General features: G+C 55.9%; 22 protein-coding genes. 4 read left to right on the top strand and 18 right to left on the bottom strand.

Annotated elements, in window-relative coordinates; translation table 11 throughout:
* Nucleotides 1-167: 167 nt before the first annotated feature.
* From ACTVIM_RS07495 to cysK, 10 genes are all read right to left on the bottom strand, one after another.
* Complete coding sequence (locus ACTVIM_RS07495) at nucleotides 168-2,351, bottom strand: malate synthase G (protein ID WP_445614133.1); 2,184 nt, start codon at nucleotides 2,349-2,351, stop codon at nucleotides 168-170.
* A 107-nt stretch (nucleotides 2,352-2,458) separates the two neighbouring features.
* Nucleotides 2,459-3,907, bottom strand: coding sequence for an FAD-binding oxidoreductase (locus ACTVIM_RS07490; RefSeq protein ID WP_445614131.1), 1,449 nt, complete (start codon nucleotides 3,905-3,907; stop codon nucleotides 2,459-2,461).
* Nucleotides 3,904-5,265: a (Fe-S)-binding protein gene (locus tag ACTVIM_RS07485; RefSeq protein WP_445614130.1), complete on the bottom strand. Its 1,362-nt coding sequence runs from the start codon at nucleotides 5,263-5,265 to the stop codon at nucleotides 3,904-3,906. The genes ACTVIM_RS07490 and ACTVIM_RS07485 overlap by 4 nt, the downstream gene beginning before the upstream one ends.
* Complete coding sequence (locus tag ACTVIM_RS07480; RefSeq protein ID WP_445614129.1) at nucleotides 5,265-6,587, bottom strand: FAD-binding oxidoreductase; 1,323 nt, start codon at nucleotides 6,585-6,587, stop codon at nucleotides 5,265-5,267. The genes ACTVIM_RS07485 and ACTVIM_RS07480 overlap by 1 nt, the downstream gene beginning before the upstream one ends.
* 241 nt (nucleotides 6,588-6,828) lie before the next feature.
* On the bottom strand, nucleotides 6,829-7,725 hold the full coding sequence (locus tag ACTVIM_RS07475) for an NAD(P)-dependent oxidoreductase (RefSeq protein WP_445614128.1): 897 nt from the start codon (nucleotides 7,723-7,725) through the stop codon (nucleotides 6,829-6,831).
* The gene (gene hyi / locus ACTVIM_RS07470) at nucleotides 7,722-8,516 is read right to left on the bottom strand and encodes a hydroxypyruvate isomerase (RefSeq protein WP_445614127.1); all 795 of its coding nucleotides are present in this window, start codon (nucleotides 8,514-8,516) and stop codon (nucleotides 7,722-7,724) included. The genes ACTVIM_RS07475 and hyi overlap by 4 nt, the downstream gene beginning before the upstream one ends.
* Nucleotides 8,517-8,580: 64 nt before the next feature.
* Complete coding sequence (locus tag ACTVIM_RS07465) at nucleotides 8,581-8,754, bottom strand: hypothetical protein (protein WP_200878260.1); 174 nt, start codon at nucleotides 8,752-8,754, stop codon at nucleotides 8,581-8,583.
* Nucleotides 8,755-9,022: 268 nt separating this feature from the next.
* Nucleotides 9,023-9,661 (bottom strand): Bax inhibitor-1/YccA family protein, encoded by a 639-nt coding sequence (locus tag ACTVIM_RS07460; protein ID WP_031409863.1) that lies wholly within the window; start codon nucleotides 9,659-9,661, stop codon nucleotides 9,023-9,025.
* 48 nt (nucleotides 9,662-9,709) lie between these two features.
* The gene (locus ACTVIM_RS07455; RefSeq protein ID WP_445614327.1) at nucleotides 9,710-10,834 is read right to left on the bottom strand and encodes an AbrB family transcriptional regulator; all 1,125 of its coding nucleotides are present in this window, start codon (nucleotides 10,832-10,834) and stop codon (nucleotides 9,710-9,712) included.
* A 257-nt stretch (nucleotides 10,835-11,091) separates the two neighbouring features.
* The gene (gene cysK, locus ACTVIM_RS07450) at nucleotides 11,092-12,015 is read right to left on the bottom strand and encodes a cysteine synthase A (RefSeq protein WP_445614126.1); all 924 of its coding nucleotides are present in this window, start codon (nucleotides 12,013-12,015) and stop codon (nucleotides 11,092-11,094) included.
* A 362-nt stretch (nucleotides 12,016-12,377) separates the two neighbouring features.
* Between cysK and ACTVIM_RS07445 the strand changes: the two genes are divergently transcribed.
* Together ACTVIM_RS07445 and ACTVIM_RS07440 are read left to right on the top strand one after the other, a co-directional pair.
* Nucleotides 12,378-13,520: a histidine kinase N-terminal domain-containing protein gene (locus ACTVIM_RS07445; protein WP_445614125.1), complete on the top strand. Its 1,143-nt coding sequence runs from the start codon at nucleotides 12,378-12,380 to the stop codon at nucleotides 13,518-13,520.
* A gap of 5 nt (nucleotides 13,521-13,525) precedes the next feature.
* On the top strand, nucleotides 13,526-13,882 hold the full coding sequence (locus ACTVIM_RS07440) for a hypothetical protein (protein ID WP_445614124.1): 357 nt from the start codon (nucleotides 13,526-13,528) through the stop codon (nucleotides 13,880-13,882).
* Nucleotides 13,883-13,933: 51 nt separating this feature from the next.
* Here the strand turns inward: ACTVIM_RS07440 and ACTVIM_RS07435 are convergent, their stop codons facing one another.
* Nucleotides 13,934-14,074 carry a hypothetical protein gene (locus ACTVIM_RS07435; protein WP_172706212.1) on the bottom strand — a complete coding sequence of 47 codons (141 nt, stop codon included), beginning with the start codon at nucleotides 14,072-14,074 and terminating at the stop codon, nucleotides 13,934-13,936.
* A 257-nt stretch (nucleotides 14,075-14,331) separates the two neighbouring features.
* Between ACTVIM_RS07435 and ACTVIM_RS07430 the strand changes: the two genes are divergently transcribed.
* Entirely contained in the window at nucleotides 14,332-15,705 is a 1,374-nt protein-coding gene (locus ACTVIM_RS07430) for a S8 family peptidase (RefSeq protein ID WP_445614123.1), read from the top strand.
* 193 nt (nucleotides 15,706-15,898) lie between these two features.
* Here the strand turns inward: ACTVIM_RS07430 and ACTVIM_RS07425 are convergent, their stop codons facing one another.
* From ACTVIM_RS07425 to ACTVIM_RS07415, 3 genes are all read right to left on the bottom strand, one after another.
* Nucleotides 15,899-16,477 carry a YitT family protein gene (locus ACTVIM_RS07425; protein ID WP_369802205.1) on the bottom strand — a complete coding sequence of 193 codons (579 nt, stop codon included), beginning with the start codon at nucleotides 16,475-16,477 and terminating at the stop codon, nucleotides 15,899-15,901.
* Between the two features lie 184 nt (nucleotides 16,478-16,661).
* Complete coding sequence (locus tag ACTVIM_RS07420; protein ID WP_172418542.1) at nucleotides 16,662-16,832, bottom strand: twin-arginine translocase TatA/TatE family subunit; 171 nt, start codon at nucleotides 16,830-16,832, stop codon at nucleotides 16,662-16,664.
* Between the two features lie 38 nt (nucleotides 16,833-16,870).
* The gene (locus tag ACTVIM_RS07415; protein WP_445614122.1) at nucleotides 16,871-17,020 is read right to left on the bottom strand and encodes a hypothetical protein; all 150 of its coding nucleotides are present in this window, start codon (nucleotides 17,018-17,020) and stop codon (nucleotides 16,871-16,873) included.
* Between the two features lie 69 nt (nucleotides 17,021-17,089).
* Here ACTVIM_RS07415 and ACTVIM_RS07410 point away from each other — a divergent pair, with 69 nt between their 5' ends.
* Nucleotides 17,090-18,085 (top strand): acyltransferase family protein, encoded by a 996-nt coding sequence (locus tag ACTVIM_RS07410; RefSeq protein ID WP_445614121.1) that lies wholly within the window; start codon nucleotides 17,090-17,092, stop codon nucleotides 18,083-18,085.
* A gap of 210 nt (nucleotides 18,086-18,295) precedes the next feature.
* On the opposite strand, the gene thiE is transcribed toward ACTVIM_RS07410, so the two are convergent.
* The 4 genes from thiE to ACTVIM_RS07390 form a co-directional block, all read right to left on the bottom strand.
* Nucleotides 18,296-18,961, bottom strand: a complete 666-nt coding sequence (thiE, locus tag ACTVIM_RS07405) for a thiamine phosphate synthase (RefSeq protein ID WP_445614120.1) — start codon at nucleotides 18,959-18,961, stop codon at nucleotides 18,296-18,298.
* A gap of 5 nt (nucleotides 18,962-18,966) precedes the next feature.
* Nucleotides 18,967-19,770, bottom strand: a complete 804-nt coding sequence (gene thiD / locus ACTVIM_RS07400) for a bifunctional hydroxymethylpyrimidine kinase/phosphomethylpyrimidine kinase (RefSeq protein WP_144974171.1) — start codon at nucleotides 19,768-19,770, stop codon at nucleotides 18,967-18,969.
* Between the two features lie 21 nt (nucleotides 19,771-19,791).
* The gene (gene thiM / locus ACTVIM_RS07395; protein WP_445614118.1) at nucleotides 19,792-20,601 is read right to left on the bottom strand and encodes a hydroxyethylthiazole kinase; all 810 of its coding nucleotides are present in this window, start codon (nucleotides 20,599-20,601) and stop codon (nucleotides 19,792-19,794) included.
* Between the two features lie 182 nt (nucleotides 20,602-20,783).
* Nucleotides 20,784-21,812: a glycosyltransferase family 2 protein gene (locus ACTVIM_RS07390; RefSeq protein ID WP_445614117.1), complete on the bottom strand. Its 1,029-nt coding sequence runs from the start codon at nucleotides 21,810-21,812 to the stop codon at nucleotides 20,784-20,786.

Genomic DNA, 21,812 nt, shown 5'->3' with positions numbered 1-21,812 from the left:
ATTCCCGGCTACCAACCTCGCCACATCGTTTGCGCCGTTTTGTTCTCCGTTTCGTTCAAAAACCGGCCAGTAGCAACGAGGAACTGCCCCCTTTCTATTTACAAAATTTTCAGAACAAATTCGATAAGGAAGGAACAAGGGCGCGCAGCCCTTGTTCAAGTGGTTGTTTATTGTTCCACTGCCGCAAATTTCGCTTTCGCTTCTTGACGGCGGCGGTGCAAAATCGGTTCCGTATAGCCGTTTGGCTGTTCGTAGCCGAGGAAAATGAGATCGCATGCCGCTTGGAACGCCACCGAATCGTCGTAGTTCGGCGCCATCGGACGGTAGTTTGGATCGCCGGCGTTTTGTTCATCGACGACTTTCGCCATGCGCTTCAGCGTTTCCAGCACTTGCTCTTTCGTGCAAATGCCGTGATGGAGCCAGTTGGCGAGAATTTGGCTCGAGATGCGAAGCGTCGCCCGGTCTTCCATCAGCCCGATGTTGTGGATATCCGGCACTTTCGAGCAGCCGATCCCTTGGTCGATCCAACGGACGACATAGCCTAAAATGCTTTGGCAGTTGTTGTCAAGCTCCTCTTGAATGTCTTCCGCCGTCCATTGCGGATTGTCGACGACCGGAATTTGCAAAATGTCGTCGCGGTAATCGCGCCGTTCGTTTGCCAGCTCGCTTTGCACAGCGGCAACGTTCACTTGATGGTAATGAAGCGCATGAAGCGTGGCCGCTGTCGGCGACGGGACCCATGCTGTATTGGCGCCGGCTTTTAATTGCGCTCCTTTTTGCTTCAACATTTCCGCCATCAAATCCGGCATCGCCCACATCCCTTTGCCGATTTGCGCCCGGCCGCGGAATCCGGCGGCAAGCCCAACGGCGACGTTCGATTTTTCATACGCCTGCAGCCATGTCGATGATTTCATCTCGTTTTTGCGCAACATCGGCCCCGCTTCCATCGACGTGTGAATTTCGTCGCCTGTCCGGTCAAGGAAGCCGGTGTTGATGAACACGATGCGGTCGCGCACTTGGTAGATGCAGTTTTTCAAGTTAAGCGACGTACGGCGCTCTTCATCCATCACGCCGATTTTGATCGTATTCCGCTCAAGGCCGAGCAAATCTTCGACGCGGTCAAACAGCTCGTTGGCAAACGCCACTTCCGCCGACCCGTGCATTTTCGGCTTGACGATGTAAATCGAGCTTTTGCGCGAGTTCAAGTAGCGGGTGTTGCCGATCAGCGAATGTTTCATGATCAAGCTGGTAATCACCGCGTCGATGATGCCTTCGTGCACTTCTTCACCGTTGGCATCCAAAATGGCGTTGTTCGTCATTAAGTGCCCGACGTTGCGCACGAACATGAGCGAGCGGCCCGGCAGCACGAGCTCCCCGCCATCCGGCGTTTTGTAGATGCGGTCCGGATTCAAGGCGCGCGTCATCATTTTGCCGTTTTTCTCAAACGTCGCGGTCAAATCACCTTTTATCAAACCAAACAAGTTGCGATACACGACCACTTTGTCCTCGGCATCGACAGCTGCGACCGAATCTTCGCCGTCCATGATCGTCGTCACCGCCGCTTCTAAGACGATGTCTTTCACGCCGGCTTGATCTGTTTTGCCGACCGGATGTTCGCGGTCGATTTGAATTTCAATATGAAGGCCGTTGTTTTTGAGCAATACCGCCGTCGGGTGTTGCGGCTCGCCTTGGAAGCCGATGAATGTTTCCGGCTCTTTCAGCCCCGTCGTCGCCCCTCCTTCGATGGTCACGACGAGCTGCCCATCCACAATGGCGTACTGGACAGCGTCTTTATGGGAATATTGCGCCAGCGGCACCGCTTCATCCAAAAACTGCCGCCCGTAGGCGATCACTTTCGCCCCGCGCACCGGGTTGTATGACGAACCGCGCTCAGCACCGTCTTCTTCACTAATGGCGTCCGTCCCGTAAAGCGCATCATACAAGCTGCCCCAGCGGGCATTGGCGGCGTTTAACGCATAGCGGGCGTTCGTCAGCGGCACGACGAGCTGCGGCCCGGCTTGCACGGCGATTTCGTCGTCCACGTTGTCCGTTGTAATCTCGAAATCTTCCACTTCCGGCTCCAAATAGCCGATGTCTGTCAAAAACGATTTGTATTCATTGAAATCAAAGCGGCCGCGACGCGCTTTATGCCACTCATTCAATTGGTTTTGAATTTCGTCGCGGCGGGCGAGCAATGCTTTGTTGCGCGGCGTCAAATCGGCAATGAGCGCGCCGAAATCGCGCCAAAACTTGTCTTGATCCACTCCGCTGTTCGGCAGAAGCTCCTCGTTGACAAAGTCGTACAGCACTTTGGCCACTTGGATCGTCCCTGTTTGTACGTACTCGGCCATCGTTCCAGTCCCCTTTCTTGTTTCTTATTACGAAACATTGTTTCTTAATTCACCTAAAAAAATGATACCATGAAAGCAAACGACTGGCAATCGTTTTTGCAACATTTTCATTTGACTGGCAATGGCGCTTGTTTCGTCTCGACACACCGCCCCGGGGTCGGAAACAGCTTGCCGGCGTTGAGCAAGTTTTTTGGATTGAACACATCGCGGAGCGCCGTTTGCGCCAAAATTTCCTCGTCCGTGAAAATGAAGCGCATCTCTTCTTTTTTCTCAATGCCAACGCCATGTTCCCCGGTAATCGATCCGCCGACCGCCGCGCACGCCTTGAGGCATTCGCTCCCGGCGGCAAGCGCCCGCTCCGTCTCCCCAGGCTTGCTCGCGTCAAACAGCACAAGCGGGTGCAAATTGCCGTCGCCGGCGTGGAAAATGTTAGCGATTCTCAACCCATACCTGCGGCTGATCGCGGCGATTTCCCGCAGCACTTCCGGCAGACGGCTGCGCGGAATGACGCCGTCCTGCACTAAATAGTCAGGCGAGATCGCCCCCATGGCGCCAAAACCGGTTTTCCGATTCGCCCACCAGCGGGCTCGTTCTTCCTCTGACTGAGCGACTTTCACTTCGCGCACACGATGGCGGCGGCAAATCGTTAAAATATCGTTGATTTGTTCGTCGATTCCAGCGGAAATGCCATCCACTTCAATGAGCAACAGCGCGGCGATGTCTTTCGGGTGCCCGACCGGAAACGCGGCCGCTTCGACCGCCTCGATGGCGGTTTGATCCATCATCTCGAGCGCCGCCGGCACGATCCCGGCGGAGATGATGTCGGAAACGGTTTGGCTCGCGTCTTCGACTTCATCAAAATAAGCGAGCACCGTCTGTTTCGCCTCAGGATTTTTCAACAGGCGGACGGTAATTTTCGTCACGATGCCAAGCGTCCCTTCCGACCCGGTCAGCAGCCCGAGCAAATCGTAGCCGGGCGGATCGGGGACGCCGTTTCCGCCGATTTCAATCACTTCGCCGGTTGGCAAGACGACTTCAAGCCCTAAAATATGGTTCGTCGTCACCCCATATTTCAAGCAATGGGCGCCGCCGGCGTTTTCCGCGACGTTGCCGCCGATCGTGCAGCAATATTGGCTTGACGGGTCGGGCGCGTAGTAATAGCCGCGGTGGGCGACCGAGTTCGTCAGCTTCAAATTGACAAACCCCGGTTCGACAACGGCGCGGCGATTTTCCAAGTCCACATGCAACAGCCGCTTCATCCGCGTTAAGCTGATGACGACTTCGCCGTTTAACGGAATCGCCCCGCCGCTTAGCCCCGTGCCGGCGCCGCGGGCAAGAAACGGAAGGTCATGCTTATGGCAATAGTTGACGATTGCCGCCACTTCCTCAGTGCTGTTTGGAAAGACAACGGCCTTTGGCAAATGGCGGTGGACGGTGAACCCGTCGCAGTCATAGGCAATCAAGTCTTCCTTGCGGTACAAAATCGCCGTTTCGCCGACGATGCCGGCGAGCGCCTGAATGTGCGGATCGTTCGTTGCAATCGGCCGCTTTCTCATATGCGCACGTCCTTCCCTTCTTCTTTTTGATACGCCCAATCGAGCAGCTGCACCGTATGGACGATTTTTTGGGTTCGGCCATGTTTCATGACGCCAAGCGCCATTTGCAGCATGCAGCCCGGGTTGCCCATCGAGATGAGTTCCACCTCTTGCGGCACGTTTTGCATTTTGCTCTCCAGCACCGCTTGCGCCATCTCCGGATGGGTGATGTTGTAAATGCCCGCACTGCCGCAGCAGCGGTCGGCGTTCGGCGTGGCGACCATTTCCACCCCCGGAATACTTTCAAGCAAGGCGCGCGGCTCTTGGCGGATGCCTTGGCCGTGGGCAAGGTGGCACGCATCATGGTACGTGAGGCGCACGTTCAGTTCGGCTCGCGGCCGCTCAAAACCGGTATCATGCAGAAACTTTGACACATCCTCGACTTTGGCGGCAAATTGCTCTGCTTTTTCATGCCATTCCGGATCGTCGCGGAACAGTTCCGGATATTCTTTCAACATGCAGCCGCAGCCGGCGGCGTTGACAATGACATGGTCGACATGCTGAAACGCCTCGATGTTTTGCTTGGCGAGCTTCCGACCCGTTTCGCGGTCGCCGGCATGCACATGAAGCGCCCCGCAGCACGTCTGGTTCGGCACGATGACGACGTCGTTGCCGTTTCGCGCCAATACGCGGATCGTCGCCTCGTTAATGTCGCTAAACATCACGTCCATCACGCAACCGGTCAAGATCGCGACCGTCCGCTTTGTTTCCCCCTTCGCCTTGATGAGCGGCGCGCGCTCATACTTTTTCCGCACCGGCGTGCCGACCTCGGGCAAAACGGCCTCCATCTCCGCCAAATGGTCCGGCATCACCCGCAGCAATCCGGTTTTACGCGCCACCGTCTGCAGCCCGCTTTTTTGGTACAGCTTCAACAAGCGGCCCAGCCAATCAAGGCGCGACGGGTGCGGGAACACCCCTTTTAAGAAAAAGTCGCTGACAAACGCCTTCCAGCCTGTAAGCGGCACCGCCTGGCGAAGCTGGCCGCGCACTTGTTCAATCAGACCGCCGACGTCGACATCGGCCGGGCAAGCCGTCGTACAGGCGCGGCAATCCAAGCACGTAAAAATCGGGTCAAGCAAATCCGGCGTTAAATCAAGCTTTCCTTCCCCGACCGACTTCATCAAATGGACGCGGCCGCGCGGGGAGTGCTGCTCCTGGCCGGTTTGTTCGTACGTCGGGCACGACTCTAAACACATGCCGCAATGGACGCAATCGGCCCACTTGCTTGGGTCGGGCAAATCGGCGAACCGGTAGTTGCCAAGGCTCGCGGTCGCACACGCCGGACTGCCCGTCCGCTCACTTGTCATGGCGTTCATCATTAAATCCCCCCAATAAAGCGCTGATCGTTGACCGTTTTGTTTGGATCGACTTTCCGTTTGATGCCCTCAAGCAAGAAAACGTACGATGGCTTGGCGCCCCAGACATCGATGCGCTGGCGCAGCGAAAACGGCAAATGTTTCACCACCGCGTAGCCGCCGAGGCGAACTGCCGTTTGACGCAGCTCCTCGATCGCCGTCAACACGTCCTTTTCGCCGCCGCGCACGTACGCCTGACAAAGCCCATGGCCCAAACCGCCGTGCGCTTCGAGGCGGACATGGCAGCGGTCCGCAATTAAAGCGCTTTCTCGCAAGACAGAGAGCACATCCAAGTTGACAACCCCGATTTTCACTGCCGCTTCCACACCGTTTTCTGCCGGCGCCAGACGCCCGTTTGGCGCCACGGTATAAAACGTCCGCCAAAAGGCGGAAGCCTCCGCGCCGGCGAAAACGGCCATTTCCGCTGTTTGCGGCCGCAGGCGTTCGACCCACTGCTCTTGATAATGAACGGCGCTTTCCACATCTTCAAACCCGATCACAAGCGTATAAACCGGTCGTCCTGTCAGCCGCTCGGCCAGCGCCGGGTTGAGCAGTTCAAAACAAACCGGCTCCATCATCGTATCAAGGAACGAAACGGCGAACGAGCGAATGTCATGAAGATCGCCGCTTGGGAACGACAACAGCACAACGCTTTCATATTTCGCCAACGGCCGGAGCTTGAACGTAATCTCGCTCAGCACGCCGAGCGTCCCCATCGCCCCGATAAACAGTTTGTTCATGTCATAACCGGCGACGTTTTTCACCACTTTGCCGCCGGAACGGATGACCGTGCCGTCCGGATAGACGACGCGCAGCCCGATGACCGAATCGCGCGCTGACCCATAGCCGAGCCGCTTCGGACCGCTGTCGTTCGCGGCAATGACCCCGCCGATCGTCGCTTCCTCCGGCCAAAACGGGTCCAAGGCGACCTTTTGCCGATACGGAGCGAGCGCGCGCTGCAACTCGCCAAACACCGTTCCTGCTTTGACCGTGACCGTCATATCGGCGGCCGCGTGTTCGACAATGCCGGCATAGCGTTCCAACGACAGCAAGATGTCCGCCTGCGCCCGCTGCCCGCCAAACCCCCGTTTTGTGCCGCGTCCGGCGATGGCGACTTTTTTGCCATGGCGGTCGGCATAGCGGAGCACCGCAGCGATTTCTTCCTCTGTTTGTGGATAGACCGTCACCGCCCCATCATTGCCAAGGGGATGGAACGTTTCATTCCGTTTGATTTGTTCCGGATGCAAAAACGCCTGCAGCTCCTCAATCCATGCCAATGAAAGCATGAGCGCCCTCCTTTGTTTCGTAATATGAAACACCGTTTCTTTTTATCTGTAAAAAAAAAAGCGAACCGCTTTCTTCATCAGGAAGAGCGTCCCGAGAGGATCGGACACTTTTCTGATCCCCGTCATATCGACAGGCGGTTTCGCCCCAAACAACCTTTTGGGGCCAGCCCCCTCTACTTCTATTAAATCATCGCGCCTCCATTTTTTCAATGAATTTTTTTGAATTTGACGATCATTTTGTTCATTCTGTCTCTTTCACCATCACGCCAACTCGCTGCTCGAGCAGCTGGATGACGGCTGACATATCCAAATCGGCCAGTCCGGCGGCGATGGCTTCGGCAAACGCTTTTTCTGCTGGAATGCCGAGCCGGCGGCCGAGGCCGATTTCATCCATCAACTCGTTCGCCAAGCGCACGTCTTTATGTACGTATTTCACCGCCCCGCCGGGAGTGAATCGACGCGGCAGCACGAACTGCTCCATATGGCGGCGCAGCATCCGGCTGTCTCCGTAGCTTTCTTTTAATAGCCGATACAGCTTCCCGGCGTCGAGCCCGTAAGCGACGCCGGCGACCATCGCTTCCGCCGCGGCGACCGAATGGACGGCGACCAAGTACTGGTTGATCGCTTTGGCTGCGCTGCCGGCGCCGCTTTCCCCTAAATATTCGACCGTTTTTCCCAACGCGCCAAGCAGCGGGCGCACCTGCTCCCACGCCGCTTGATCGCCGCCGACCATCATCGTGAGCGTTCCTTGTTCCGCCCCTTCCGGCCCGCCGCTGACCGGCGCATCCAAATAGGCGACGCCGCGCTGACGGGCCCGTTCGGCCACAAGCCGGCTCGTCTTTGGGCCGACGGTTGTAAAATCGAGGCAAACCGTTCCCGGACGGGCCGCCTCGAGAATGCCGCCTTCCCCTGTGTACATATTGATGACATCATCCGGCATCGATAAGCATGTGCAAATGACATCCGCCCCGCCGGCCAGTTCTGCCACTGTCGCCGCCTGTCGGGCGCCAAGGTTGACAAGCGGAACCGCTTTTTCTGGCGTACGGTTGTACACCGTGACATTGAATCCCGCTTCCAGCAGGCGTCTGGCCATGCGCGAGCCCATCACGCCCAAGCCGATAAAGCCGACGCGTATCATCGTCCTCCTCCTTCCTGACGACGATATTCCTCATACCAGCCCAAACTTTCGCTGCTTTCCCGCGATGGAATGTACTCAAGGCCAATCGCTCCATGGTAGCCGCGCTTTTGCAAAAAGGCGAACATCTCGCGATACGGCAACGCCCCCGTCCCCGGCTCATGCCGCCCGGGGGCATCGGCGAATTGGACATGGGCAATGAGCGGCTCGTAAGCAGCAAACGTGGCCGCCACGTCGAAGCCAAGCCGCGCCATATGATAGATGTCATACTGCAGCTTGATGTTCGGCCGGCCGAGATCGCGGATGATCGCCGCTGCTTCGGCAATGTCCGTTAAAAAGTAGCCGGGCATATCGAACGGATTGATCGGTTCAATCATCAGCGTCAACCCATGAACCGCAAGCGCTGCTGCCGCTTCGTCGATGCGGCGCATATACGTTTCCTTCGCCTGCTCGCGCGCCATCTCCTTCGGCACAACTCCAGCCATGCAATGAAGATGCGGCACGCCAAGCTCAACCGCATAGCGCAGCCCCTCTTCCAGCGCCCGCTGAAACGCTTCATGACGATCGGGAAAAATCGCGAGTCCGCGCTCCCCCTTTTCCCAATCGCCCGCTGGCAAATTGATCAACACGAGCGACAACCCGTTCTCTCCCAACTCGTCAGCCATCGCCTCCGGCGCCACCGCATACGGGAACTGGCACTCTACCAATGAAAATCCGTGCTGCCTTGCCTTGGCAAACCGGGCGAGAAACGGCGTCTCCGTAAACACGGTCGATACATTGACGGCAAACTTCATCCTGTGACTCCTTTCCCCCTTTGTTCTTTTTTGTTATTCTCCTCACTCCCCGCCGATTCCTGCTTCACCGCGTCTCCCCTTTCACACCGTAAAAAAAGAGCCGCACCATGTCTTCGACCAATCGCTCGTTATACAAGGAAGGGGGAATTTTTTCCGACAGCTCCCGCCATCCGTTCAAGTAAAGCAACAGCGCCTCGAATGACGAAAAACGAGCGCTGTCGTTATCCGGCGGAGCCACCGTTCTGTTTTACAGCTTGGATCTCATCGGCAAGCTGGCCGAGAAAGCCGAATGGCTCCGATATGGGTCGATCTTTGCCGCCTTCGAGCCTGGAAACATCGCCCAAGGCCAAGCCGAATGGCTCCCTGTCTCCCTGTTGTTATTCGCGCTCGGCACCCTCGGCTACACGGCAGGAATTGGCCTGTTTGCCAAGCGCGACTTGCCGCTTTGATCCCGTGCCCCCGTCATAGAAAAAAGGGCTGCTCCTTTTGGCAGCCCTTTTCGATGCTCAATCGTCATCGCTGGCGAAAAAACGCAAAATGTAGACAAACAAGTTGATGAAATCAAGGTAAATATTGACGACAATCATCGGAATGTCCGCTTCCGTAAAGCCATAGCGGGCCAAACGGTTGATGTCGTAAATCGTAAAGCCAAGGAAAATCAAAATCCCTAGCGCCGCCACTCCCATTTGCCCGACGCTCGAGAACGGGATGAACCATTGAATGATCAACAAGCCAAGGAGCGCAAACGCGCCAAGCATCAAAAATCCGCCAAGGAACGAAAAATCTTCTTTCGTTCGCGCCGCGTAAATGGCAACGCCCGTAAACGAGACAACCGCTAGGGCAAACGCTTTGAACACCGCCGCCGCGCCGATGATGGAAATGTAATAGCCGATGAGTGGATAAAGCGTCGCCCCCGAGACAAACATAAAGGCAAACATGAGCGGATAGCCGACCGCTTTTTTGCTGCGGGCGAAGATCATCACCAAAAGCAAAATGAGTTCAAGCGCATAAAGCGGCAAATAAAGGCCGGCCGGCACCCATTGCCCGGCGTACAGCCCTGCGGTCGCAACGGCCAACGCCGCGAGAAATGAAACCGCCAACTTCGCCACCGGGCTGTGCGGACGATAAACGGTCGAATGATTCATGGCAACCCCCTCCTTTTTCTTTCTAGTTTAACATATGTTTGTTTCTTGTCACAGTCCCCTCTTTTTTCCGCCGCCATAGCCATCGCGCCATCCTTCTCCGCCGCCCCGCATTGGCCAACGTTCGATCCGTTGAAACCAGCGGGTCGCGAACAGTTTTTTCAGCACTGGCGGGACGACGAACAGGATGAAGAAAATGCGGAACATTTGGTAGCTCGTCACGATCGCAAGGCTCGCGCGCGCTTCCTGCGCCAAAATCCCCATCTGATCCATGCCGCCTGGCGCCAAAGCGATGAAGGCGGTCAAATAAGGGACACCGTGCCAGCTTGTCAGCACAAACGCGGAAGCCATAGAAAACAAAATAAGGAAAAAACCGGTAACAACCGCCGCAAGCATCATGTTCCGTTTCTCCTTCATACCAGCCGGCTTAAGCGTGAAACCGAGATACGCCCCCATCGTCATTTGCGCGATGTCCAATATCGGCGCCGGCAAGTTCGGCGCCGGCACCCCAGCGATCACCAGCGCCGCCGTCGCGATGATCGGGCCAAGCAAATACGCGGTCGGCAGTTTTAGACGCTTGCCAACGAGTGCGCCGGCAACGGTAACGATGAAATACAATAAAGCAAGGCCCACCGTCCAATCCGGCCCTCGCTCGGTTCCAGCATCCGCAGCCGCTCCGGAGCTGCCGGAAAACATCGGGCCTAAAGCGATGAGCGGAACAAGAAAGACAACGCCCATAAGGCGCGTCACTTGAAAGAGCGTCACGACCGTTATGTCGACTCCTTTTAGCTCTTCGCCGAGAACGAGCATTTGCGACAACCCGCCGGGGATGCTGCCGGTGACGATCGAGCGGAGCGGAATGCCGGTTATGCGCGCCGCCGCACAAGAGAGCAGAAAGCTAAACAATAAAATCAACACTGTCGCCAACAACATTGACGGCAGCTGTCGGCCCATCTCAGCGATCGTCGCCGCCGTCATCGATGTGCCAAGCGTATAGCCGATCGGGATGAGCCCGGCGTTGCGAATCGCCATCGGCCAATATAGCTTTCCTTTCAAAAAACGCTCCGCTATCAGCAACACCGCCGCCGGACCAAGCACCCAGTGAAGCGGGACGCGCAAAAGAGCAAATCCGATGCCGCCTGACGCTGCAATGACAAACGTCAAGGCGATGCGCATCAGGTTGTTCTTCCCTTGTTGTCCTTCCGGAGCCAAATGGAACACTTCCCTCCGCCTTTAGTGAGCGACCGTTACCGAACGATCCCTTCCGCTTTTTGAGGGCGGCGCTTGGGCAAAAAGGGACAGCAACAGCCGCTTTACGATTGGTAAACGAAGAAACGGCAAACAAAAACATTCCTCTCCTGTTTGGCGGAGAGGAATTCTTCCCTTGCCCACGAACGGCAAGGAAACGTGACGTCATCTTTTGCGCCGTTCGCTTAATCGGCAAATAAATCAGATGACAAATACCGCTCGCCGGAGTCCGGCGCCATGCAAAGAACGCGGGCGCCTTTCGGGAGCTGCTCGGCCACTTTGATGGCGTAATAGGCGCTCGCCGCGGCCGAAGCACCGACCAAAATGCCTTCCTTCGCCGCCAGTTTGCGCGCCATCTGCTGGGCATCTTCGTCTTTGATCAAAAAAATGTCATCATAAATCGAGCGGTTTAAAATTTTCGGGATAAACCCCGGACCCGTGCCGGGAATTTTGTGCGGCCCCGGCTTGCCGCCCGACAAGACGGGCGAGCCGTACGGTTCAACGACATAAATGCGCAAATTCGGGATCCGCTTTTTCAATTCTTCTCCCGTTCCCGTCACCGTTCCCCCGGTGCCGGCGGTGAGCACGAACGCATCGAGCCGCCCAGCGAACGCTTCGTAAATTTCCACCGCCGTCGTATGCCGATGCGCGTCCGGATTGGCCGGATTTTCAAACTGCATCGGGATGAAGCTGTCCGGAATTTCGCGGGCGAGCCGGTTCGCCTCATCGATCGCTCCTTGCATCCGTTTCTCCGCCGGCGTCAAATAGACTTCGGCTCCGTACGCCTTTAAAATTTTCACCCGTTCGACCGTCGCGTTATCCGGCATCGTGATGATGCAGCGATACCCGCGGGCGGCGCACACCATCGCCAAGCCGATGCCGGTGTTGCCGGATGTCGGTTCAATGATCGTGCTTTTTCCCGGCGCAATTTTCCCTTCCGCCTCGGCGCGGCGGATCATTTCCCAAGCCGGCCGATCTTTGACGCTGCCACCTGGGTTAAACGATTCAAGCTTTATGTATACATCCGCCCCGTTCGGGTCCGGAAGGCGGCTCAGCCTGACAATCGGCGTGCCGCCGATCAAATCCAAAATGGACTCATACAGTTTCACAGCATTCCCCAACCTTTTGAAAGAGATTTCTGACTGTTTCATTATACATGATGCGTCCTTGTTGATTCAAACCATCGGCGCTGTTTCATAGCAGCGGACACAGACATTCCCCTATGGCTCGTGAAAAACGGTTGTTTCTTTTGAACGATAGGGAAAGGTGTGAAAGGCGATTCTGATGCGACAGGGTTTTTCGATTTGAGAAACGAGGCTGGTAAGCGGCCTGCTTCCTTATATCACCACCTTCCTCTGCTTTGCCGCCAAAGTGCCGTGCGCAGCGCACAGACGATTTTCCCCCTGTTCTCGACCGATGTTCCCTCTTATAATGAAAGTAACAGCACGTGATCGAAAGTGAGGTGGCCTTTTTGGCAACGATCGCACAGCAGCTCGTCACCCATTTGGAAGCCCAGTTGCCCTGCTTTCTGGTCGAATGGCGGCAACAGATGAAAATTGCCCAAGATGATAAATATATCGATCTTGTCGAGCAAAACGGACTAGCCGTATTTGAGCTTGTCAAAGAGGCGCTGCTCCGTTCGCCGTCCAGCGAGGCAGTGGAGTGCCTAGCCAACAAAATCGCCAAGGAACGGGCAGAAATGAACGCCGGCATCGGCGCGCTCGTCTACAATGTCAATCTAGGTCGGCGGCTCGTCATCCATCATGCGTTGACCGCGCCGCTATCCATCAGCGCGCTCGCACCGCTCATCGGCCATTTAAACGAACTGTTTGACCAATTTTTGTTTCATGCCGTCACGAAATACAGCGAACTAAAAGAGAAGGAGCTGCGCGAAAAAAACATGCTCATTGCCCGGTCGCATCAAGACCGGCTGACCTTGCTCGGGCAAATGTCATCGAGCTTTGTCCATGAGTTTCGCAACCCATTGACCGCTGTTATCGGGTTCATTCAGCTGCTAAAGTTTGAACATCCCGATCTTCCCTACTTAGACATTATCGACCATGAATTGCAGCAGCTGAAATTTCGCATTTCGCAGTTTCTGCATGCCTCACGCAAAGAAATTGTCGAAAGTGAAAAAGAAACGTTTTCATTGCACCGACTGTTAGAGGAAATCATCGATTTTTTATACGCGACGATCGTCGACTGCGATGTGAACATTTCGTTGGCGATCGATGAATCGATACATATTTTCGCCTATAAGGATCAGATTCGCCAAGTCGTAGTCAACATTTTGCTCAATTCGATCGAAGCGGTAAAAGAAAAGGAAAAACCGCGCCGTATCGAAATTGCTGCCCGCCGTCAAGATGCGGATATCATCATCGACATCACCAACAACGGCCCGGCCATCCCCGCCGATATTGTCGAGACCATTTTTGAGCCGTTTTTTACGACCAAAAAATTAGGAACGGGCATCGGCCTTTACATTTGCAAAAACATCATCGCGGACCATGGCGGGGATATTTGCTGCTTTTCCAACGCCAATAGGACAACGTTTTCGATTCGTCTTCCTGCATCATCCCCCTTCCGATTGGGCATGATGGATGAAAAAAGGTGATGCTGATGAAATCGCAATGGAAGCGCTGGTTGGAACAGGCAGCGGGTGCCGTTCGCGAATGGTTTGGTCAGGAAACCCATTCGTTCGCCGAGCTGGCTGAGCTGATCCGCCATCATCCCGATACCGTTCAGTCTGAACGGACATGGCTCGACTTGACGTATCGGTTTTACTCGCTGGCGCTCGATGGCGCGGCGCTCAAGATGGAAACAAAGGTCGCCCCGGCCGGACGCGAGCGCATTTTGCAATTGTCGCTCCACCCCCTGCGGGCCAAGGCGGCGGTGTACCGTTGTTACGATGAAACAGGCAGCTTGGATGACATCGTCGCCACCCCGCCGCTTGCACAAAAAACCGCACCGAGTTGATCACGGTGCGGTTTTGTTGCGTCTCTTCGCCGAGCAGAATGAAAACGAAAATCAGCCTTTCATTCCCTCCAGCCATTCTTGGTAACAGTCCGGGCAGAGCGTTTCCTCCCGCTCCTCACCGTTCGTATGGAACGAAACGTAATGCACGTTATCCTCGCACTGGCACTGGCAATAAAAGCACGTTTCGCTCATCGAGTTCCCCCCTTGCCTAGTAGTGTGAGCTGCTAAACAGCGGCTGTTGCAAGGGAACTGTTCCCAGCGCGGTCAACGCGATGTGAGCGACAACAAATCATCCAATACCGCTTTTGTTTCTCGTTGGTCAATCCGGCCTGTCGATGGATCGAAGAGAGAGACTAGATGAATTCATGAGAGTCGCCTCAGAAGGGAGAATCCCATTTCTCATGATTTGCCCACCATTCGCCCATCCTAACAACGAGGAGGTGAACACCATGCATCGCCGATGGAGGAGATGGGCAGTCTTGAGTGCAGCCGCAGCTTTGGTCGTCATCACCGCCATTAGTTTCCACCGGCCGGCGAACGAACAGAACGCCCCGGCCCCACCGCGGCTTGAGCCGTTTGACACCAAAGACAGGCGCACTCACCCGACCGTCGTCACCTTGGACAGTCTCAGCGCAGGCGAACAGCTGAAACAGCGATTGAACAGGCACCCGCGCATTCGGGAAATCCGCCACAACCGCCGCGGAGACCGAAGCCACTATTTTGCAAACGACATCATCGTTCGTTTCCGGACGATGCCGACCGATCGCGAGCTTGCGCAAATCGAGGCCGCCGTTGCCGGACGGCTTGTTCAACAGTTTGATCACGTGTTTGTGTTCCGTTCGCGCGAGCGGACATATGAGGAGATGCGCCGCTATTTCCGCGCGATTCCAGCGGTCGACTATTGCGAACCGAACTACATTTACATGCAAAATGACCTTCGAGAAGCAGTGGAAAGGCCAAACGATTCATTTTACGCCCGCTATCAATGGAATTTGCCCGCCATTGCTACGGAAGCGGGTTGGACGTTGTCGCGCGGCAGACGAACCGTACCTGTCGCGGTGATTGACAGCGGCGTCGATTTGACTCATCCCGATTTGGCCCACCGCCTCGGTCCCGGGTACAACGTGTTGGCCAACGATCGTTTGCCGGCAGACGAAAACGGTCATGGCACCCATGTTGCCGGCATCATCGCCTCACAGCCAAACAACGGCGAGGGGATTGCTGGCATGACTTGGCTGAACCCGATTCTGCCCGTTAAGGCATTGAACGCCGATGGCTATGGAACAAGCATTGACGTGGCGAAAGGAATCCGTTGGGCGGTCGATCACGGCGCCAAAGTCATTAATTTGAGCCTTGGCAATTACCAACCTTCTTCGGTGCTGGAGGAAGCGATTCGTTACGCCGATCAACACGATGTCGTCCTTGTGGCCGCTTCCGGCAATGACAGCACGTCCCAGCCGAGCTTTCCGGCCGCTTACCCGGAAGTGATCAGCGTCGGGGCGGTAGACCCGGATCTTTCGTACGCGTTGTACTCCAACTATGGCGATTATGTCGATGTCGTCGCGCCCGGGACGAACATTGCCAGCACGTTTGCCGGACACCGGTACGCCGCCCTTTCCGGCACGTCGATGGCCGCGCCACACGTCGCCGCGCTCGCCGCTTTGATCCGCTCTATCAACCCGCGCCTCACCAACGACGAGGTGCGCCGCGTGATCATTCAGAGCGCCGTCGATTTAGGCGACCGCGGAAAAGACCCGTATTATGGTTATGGGTTGATTAACGTTTACCGTGCGCTTCAGCTGGCAAAAGCCTCCGCTTCCTAAGAGGCTGGAAAAACGGGTGTTTGTCTTGAGCAAGGGGGAGCATGTGAAAGACGATCCTGATGCGGCAGAGCTTTTCTATTTGAGAAACGGGGTTGATAAGCGGCCTGCTCCGTTAAATCACCAGCCTTCTAAGCACCGCCATCCTGCGCCGTGCGGCCAACCATCGAACGGCGCAAAAGACGATGGGGCGTTGTTATCTCCCCATCGTTTTTTGATGTGTCAATATCGTCGTGACAATGCCGACAACGGTGACAACGACAAGCGAGTGAACAAATGGCACGGCATCGATGAGCAAGCTTCCGACCGAAATAATGCAAGCATCAATAACAAAGATAATGACTCCCACATTCCAGTTCGTCAATCTGGAAATAAACTGGGCAAGCAAGTCGGTGCCGCCCGTGCTCGTCTCTTCGCGCAGCATCACACCGATGCCCATACCGACGAACGTCCCGCCGATGACTGCGGCTAAGAGCGGGTCCACGGTCACAATGCCGCGCAACCCCGACAATACATCGATCATCCACGAGGAGAAAAGAAGGCCGTGCAAACTGTTGTAAAAAAACGGACGGTAATAAAACCAAGCCGCCAAATAAAGAGGAACGCTTAAGACGATCATCGTCAAGCCCGCTTGAACGTGCCAGACGTATTTGACGATCAGCCCAAGGCCGATCATCCCCCCGTCAAGCAAATGATGGGGAACGAAAAAAACGTTGATCCCGATGCCGAGCAGCACGCTTCCCCCGACGATTGCCGCCAGTTTTCGCATCACCATGGTCGATCCCTCCGCCCCATTGGCCATTCGGCCAGCCCAAAACGAACAACGTGTCCCGGTAGTATGTATATGGCTTTTACCGGCCACGCTTGTCTCTTTTTTGCTGCGCCGGCGCGAAAAAACGGCGGATCGTTTAGCGGCTTGCGAACGAAAAATAAGAGGCTAGGCGTCAAGGCCTAGCCTCTTATTTTTGCGCTTTTGTCGCCTCGTCGTCATCGATGATGCCTTTGGTTGCGTTTTTAAATTCACGCAACGTCTTCCCGGCTGCCCGGCCTAATTCCGGCAGCTTTTGCGGACCAAACATCAACAAAGCGAAAAAGACGATGAGCGCAATTTCCCCAAAGCCGATACTCATATTGGTCACTCCAATGTCCAACATCGTTTCTCAAGATATTATAGCATACCAAGGTCAGGCATGTCATCGTCTTTCCCTTTGGCGTTAATGATTTGTAACAGCTGCGTCATATCCTCGGTTTCATGCCGACCGTTTTTCACCCAATCATCACCTTTCTGTGGCAAACTCATGTCATGGACAGTGGCCATGTCGTTGACTCCCCTCAAAAAAAAGAGGATCATTCGAATTAGTGTAATACAGAAAGGAGGAGAAACACTATGAAGGAGCGGGATTATTATTTTGACAACGCCAAATGCGCGTTAATGCTCCTCGTCGTGTTTGGCCACTTTCTGCGCCCGTACATTGACGGCGTCTTATGGGTGCACAGCTTGTATACGTGGATCTTCTTCTTCCATATGCCGGCATTCATCTTCATTTCCGGCTACTTTGCTAAGCGATTCCATGAGCAAGGCTACTTGCCGAAAATCATGAAAAAACTGCTGTTTCCGTACTTGTTGTTCCAGTTTCTTTACTCTATCTACTATTTCTTCCTGTACGATCAATCGTCGCTCGAACTCGACGTATTGACTCCGCATTGGAGCTTATGGTTTTTGCTTAGCCTGTTCAGTTGGAACGTTTTGTTGCTCTGGTTCGGGCGGCTGCCAAAATGGGCGGCGCTGCCAGCCGCGCTTTTGCTTGGGCTTGCCGGCGGCATGATGGAAGCGGAAAAATGGTTAAGCTTGTCGCGAACGCTCACGTTTTTTCCGTTCTTTCTGCTCGGGTTTTTCACGCAAAAGTCGTTGATCGAGCGCTTGTTCGCTGTTCCTGTGCGTCTCGTCTCCCTTGCGGTGCTGGTCGGAATGTTCCTTCTGATTCACTTCGGCTTTCCGGACCTCCCGCAAGATTGGCTGTATGGTTCGAAATCGTACGATACGCTCGGCGTTTCCGAACCGACGGGCATCATGAACCGCCTCGTCATTTATGCGGCCAGCTTGGTAATGATGTTCAGCTTTCTGGCGCTCATCCCGAGCCGGCGCTTCTCCTTTTCCGTGCTCGGGGCGCGCACGTTTTACATCTATATCTTGCACGGGTTTATTTTAAAATATTTGCACGAAACGCCGTTCCCGGATTTTATTATGGATGTGCACGGCTATCCGCTACTGCTCGGCTTGTCGATCGCCGTGATGCTCATCCTCGGCAGCCAGCCGGTCATCCGGCTCGTGCGGCCGCTGTTGGAATGGCGGCTGCCGAAGTGGCGGCAGACCGCGTCATAGCGTGCAAAAAGGGTGTCCCGCAACAGATCGGGACACCCTTTTCCATGCCTTCTTGGCGAACATACTGGTCGAGGAACTGAAAGCGCCCCCAACGGATCGAGACGCTCTTTTTTCCATGCCATCTATACGTGCCGACTCCTTCGAACGAGTCGCTCGTGAAGGCGGACGATTTTTCAGCTCGCCCTCGCTTGTAACAGTCTCGCCGCCGGTTTAGCGCGAGCGGGCGGCTTGCACCGCCGCGGCCAGCGCGGCCGCCGCCGCTTTTGGCTCCGAAGCGGAAGCGATGGCGCTAATGACGGACACACCGTCCGCTCCGGCTTCAATGACCGCTTGCGCATTGTCAACCGTGATGCCGCCGATGGCGACAATCGGAATCGCGATTCCTTGTTCGCGCAAGGATCGGAGAATCTCCAGTCCTTGCGCCTCGTTCGCATCTTCTTTCGAGCGGGTCGGATAAATCGGACCGACGCCGATGTAGTCGGCGCCCGCCTCAATGGCCGCTCTCGCCTCCTCGACATTATGAGCGGAAACGCCAAGAATTTTGTCGCCGATCTTCTCCCGCACGCGCCGGGCGTCTTCATCGTCTTGGCCGACATGAACGCCGTCGGCATCAATGGCGATGGCCAGCTCGACATCATCGTTGACGATCAGCGGCACGCCATGCGCGCGGCAAAGTCGCTGCAGCTGCCGAGCCAGCGCTTCCTTTTCTGCCCCCTGTAAAGCTCCCGCTCCCTTTTCGCGAAATTGAAACAGCGTCACGCCGCCGTCAAGCGCTTCTTTCAACACGTCGACAGCCGGCCGCTCGCTGTTTTGGCTTCCCATAATGAAGTAAACGGCCAGCCGCTTTTTCATCTCCTCCCTCGCGATGCGCGCCATCGACCTCACTCCCCGTATTGCCGGTAAGCCCAATGATTCGTCGGCCCGTGTCCATGGCCGATGCCGAGCGGATGGGCGATCGCTGATTGCACAAACGCTTTCGCCGTCCCGACGGCATCGACCGGGTGTCTTCCTTTTGCCAGCTCAGCCGCCACCGCTGCGGCGAACGTGCAGCCGGTTCCGTGCGTATGACGCGTATCAATCCGCTTACTTTTAAAATACGAAAATTCGCTGCCGTTATACAAAAGGTCAACCGTCTCCTCGCCCTCATCGTCATGGCCGCCTTTCACGACGACATAGCGGGCGCCCATGCGGTGAAGAAGGCGCGCGGCTTCGCGACGGTCATCCATCGTCCGGATCGCAACACCCGTCAGCGCTTCCGCTTCCGGAATGTTCGGCGTAATGACAAGCGCCAACGGCAACAGCGCCTCTTTCAGCGCCGCCACCGCCTCTTCCTGCAACAGCGGCGCACCGCCTTTGGCGATCATCACCGGGTCGACGACCAGCCGCTCCCATTGATGCTTTTTCACTTGTTCGGCAACGGTGCGGATGATCTCAGCGCTAAAGAGCATACCCGTTTTGACCGCATCTGCCCCTAAATCCGTCGCCACCGATTCGATTTGGGCGGCAACGGCTTCCGCCGAGAGCGGATAAACTCCTTGAACGCCGAGCGTATTTTGCGCGGTCACCGCCGTAATCGCCGACATGCCGAAGACACCGAGCTCTTGGAACGTTTTCAAGTCGGCCTGAATGCCGGCGCCACCACCGCTGTCCGACCCAGCAATCGTCAACGCTTTATAGACGGTCATCGTTCTTCCTCTCCTTTTCCCTTACCGTTGTTCGACCCGGCCAGTACGCTTCACATCATCGGCTGTCGTATGCGCGAGCGCATCCAAAAACGCTGCTTGGAAGCTGCCCGGGCCGCGCTCTCCTGCCTCCGCAGCCGCCCGTTCCGCCGCAACGCCATAATACGTGAGCGCCGCCACCGCCGCTTTGACCGCATCGCGCTCAACGGCCGCAAACGCTCCGATGACCGACGTTGCCAAACAGCCGGTGCCTGTCACTTTCGTCAGCAGCGGGTGCCCATTGCCGACCACATAGACCGTTTGTCCATCGGTGACGACATCTTCTTTTCCCGTAATCGCCACGACGGTGCCAAGCTCGATGGCCGCCCGTTTGGCCAAAGCGACCACATCTCCGCTTCCTTGGCCGGCATCAACCCCTTTAATCATCCATCGTTCACCGATCATATTGGCGATCTCCGCCGCATTGCCGCGTACAACGGCGAGTTTGATCTGTTCGGCGATACAGCGCGCCGTCTCCGTTCGGTAGCCGGTCGCTCCGACACCGACCGGATCGAAAATGACGGGCACACCAGCCTCGTTGGCCGCCCGGCCGGCCATAAGCATCGCCTCGACTTCGGCCGCGTTCAATGTTCCGATATTCAACACGAGCGCCCCGGCGAGCTTCGCCATCTCGGCCACTTCCTCTTTCGCATACGCCATCACCGGCGAAGCGCCGAGCGCTAAGAGCCCGTTCGCCGTAAAGTTCGTCACGACGACATTCGTGATATTGTGGACGAGCGGATTCGCTTTTCGCACGCGCTCGAGCAGCTCCGCCCATTCATACCGATGGCTCATTCCCGAATCCATCCCCCTTTTCACTCGACCTCTTTACCGCTGTCTCCGGCTTAGCAGCGCCAACATCACAACAATCTTCCTGCTAACGAAGCCAGCCATTCGTCCCATCCATCAGTCTACTCTTTCTTTTTTTCAATTGCAAGAAAAGAAAAAAAAGGCGGCTGTCAACACCGCCTGATTTACTACTTCTTCAACGGCCCTCCCGCCGGTTTCACCGCTTCGAGCTCATCGGCCGACGATAATAGCCGCTGCGGCAGCGGCCAGTTCCACAGATCGAGATCAACGATATAGCGCGGCCGCCGTTTTGTTTCTTTATACATTTTCCCAATATATTCACCGATCAACCCGAGCGCCATCAGCTGCAAGCCGCCTAACAGCCAAATGGAGGTAATGAGCGATGTCCACCCTGTCGCCGTATGCCCGGCCCATTTAAGAAAAAGGAAGTAGGCTCCAAAGGCGAGGCTGATGACAAAAGAGAACAACCCGATGAGCGAAATAAAGCGAATCGGGGTGACGCTAAACGAGGTCACTCCATCAAGAGCAAACGAAATCATCTTTTTCAATGGATATTTCGTTTGCCCAGCCAGCCGCTCCTTCCGATCGTAATAAACGGCCGTTGACCGGAAGCCAAGAAGCGGGACGATGCCGCGCAAAAACAAGTTCACTTCCCCAAACTGTTCCAGCGCGTCAACCGCCCGCCGGCTCATGAGGCGGTAGTCGGCATGATTGTAAACGAGGTCGACGCCAAACATCTTCATTAACCGGTAAAATCCTTGGGCGGTATGGCGTTTAAACCACGTGTCCGTGTCGCGGCGCCGACGTACGCCGTAAACGATATCATAGCCTTGGCGAAACTTTTGTACAAACTCGCGAATGGCCGACACATCGTCTTGCAAGTCAGCGTCGATCGAAACGAGGCAATCGGCGTGCGCTTTCGCCGCAAACAGTCCGGCCAACAGCGCGTTTTGGTGACCGGCGTTGCGCGCTAGTTTCAGTCCCTTCACTTCCGGATAGCGCAAGCTCGCCTTGTAAATGAGCTTCCACGTGCTGTCGCGGCTGCCGTCATCGACGAACAGGAGCGCACTTTTTGGCGAAATGAGCCGCTCTTCGATCAGCTCTTCGCGCAACGCCCGCAAGCGGCCGATCGTCTCTGGCAGCACTTCCTCCTCATTGTAGCACGGCACGACAATAGCCAAGATCGGGTCAGACAT

The organism is Geobacillus sp. YF-1, assembly GCF_052692335.1.
Note: the sequence above shows the minus strand (reverse complement) of the source record. Positions and strands in the feature narration are given on the sequence as shown.

Excerpts from the sequence above, each read along its gene's own strand:
- ACTVIM_RS07495 (WP_445614133.1), bottom strand. The coding sequence starts at position 2,351 with ATGGCCGAGTACGTACAAACAGGGACGATCCAAGTGGCCAAAGTGCTG.
- ACTVIM_RS07490 (WP_445614131.1), bottom strand. The coding sequence starts at position 3,907 with ATGAGAAAGCGGCCGATTGCAACGAACGATCCGCACATTCAGGCGCTC.
- ACTVIM_RS07485 (WP_445614130.1), bottom strand. The coding sequence starts at position 5,265 with ATGATGAACGCCATGACAAGTGAGCGGACGGGCAGTCCGGCGTGTGCG.
- ACTVIM_RS07480 (WP_445614129.1), bottom strand. The coding sequence starts at position 6,587 with ATGCTTTCATTGGCATGGATTGAGGAGCTGCAGGCGTTTTTGCATCCG.
- ACTVIM_RS07475 (WP_445614128.1), bottom strand. The coding sequence starts at position 7,725 with ATGATACGCGTCGGCTTTATCGGCTTGGGCGTGATGGGCTCGCGCATG.
- hyi (WP_445614127.1), bottom strand. The coding sequence starts at position 8,516 with ATGAAGTTTGCCGTCAATGTATCGACCGTGTTTACGGAGACGCCGTTT.
- ACTVIM_RS07460 (WP_031409863.1), bottom strand. The coding sequence starts at position 9,661 with ATGAATCATTCGACCGTTTATCGTCCGCACAGCCCGGTGGCGAAGTTG.
- ACTVIM_RS07455 (WP_445614327.1), bottom strand. The coding sequence starts at position 10,834 with ATGCGCATCGCCTTGACGTTTGTCATTGCAGCGTCAGGCGGCATCGGA.
- ACTVIM_RS07440 (WP_445614124.1), top strand. The coding sequence starts at position 13,526 with ATGAAATCGCAATGGAAGCGCTGGTTGGAACAGGCAGCGGGTGCCGTT.
- ACTVIM_RS07435 (WP_172706212.1), bottom strand. The coding sequence starts at position 14,074 with ATGAGCGAAACGTGCTTTTATTGCCAGTGCCAGTGCGAGGATAACGTG.
- ACTVIM_RS07430 (WP_445614123.1), top strand. The coding sequence starts at position 14,332 with ATGCATCGCCGATGGAGGAGATGGGCAGTCTTGAGTGCAGCCGCAGCT.
- ACTVIM_RS07425 (WP_369802205.1), bottom strand. The coding sequence starts at position 16,477 with ATGGTGATGCGAAAACTGGCGGCAATCGTCGGGGGAAGCGTGCTGCTC.
- ACTVIM_RS07420 (WP_172418542.1), bottom strand. The coding sequence starts at position 16,832 with ATGAGTATCGGCTTTGGGGAAATTGCGCTCATCGTCTTTTTCGCTTTG.
- ACTVIM_RS07415 (WP_445614122.1), bottom strand. The coding sequence starts at position 17,020 with ATGGCCACTGTCCATGACATGAGTTTGCCACAGAAAGGTGATGATTGG.
- ACTVIM_RS07410 (WP_445614121.1), top strand. The coding sequence starts at position 17,090 with ATGAAGGAGCGGGATTATTATTTTGACAACGCCAAATGCGCGTTAATG.
- thiE (WP_445614120.1), bottom strand. The coding sequence starts at position 18,961 with ATGGCGCGCATCGCGAGGGAGGAGATGAAAAAGCGGCTGGCCGTTTAC.
- thiD (WP_144974171.1), bottom strand. The coding sequence starts at position 19,770 with ATGACCGTCTATAAAGCGTTGACGATTGCTGGGTCGGACAGCGGTGGT.
- thiM (WP_445614118.1), bottom strand. The coding sequence starts at position 20,601 with ATGAGCCATCGGTATGAATGGGCGGAGCTGCTCGAGCGCGTGCGAAAA.
- ACTVIM_RS07390 (WP_445614117.1), bottom strand. The coding sequence starts at position 21,812 with ATGTCTGACCCGATCTTGGCTATTGTCGTGCCGTGCTACAATGAGGAG.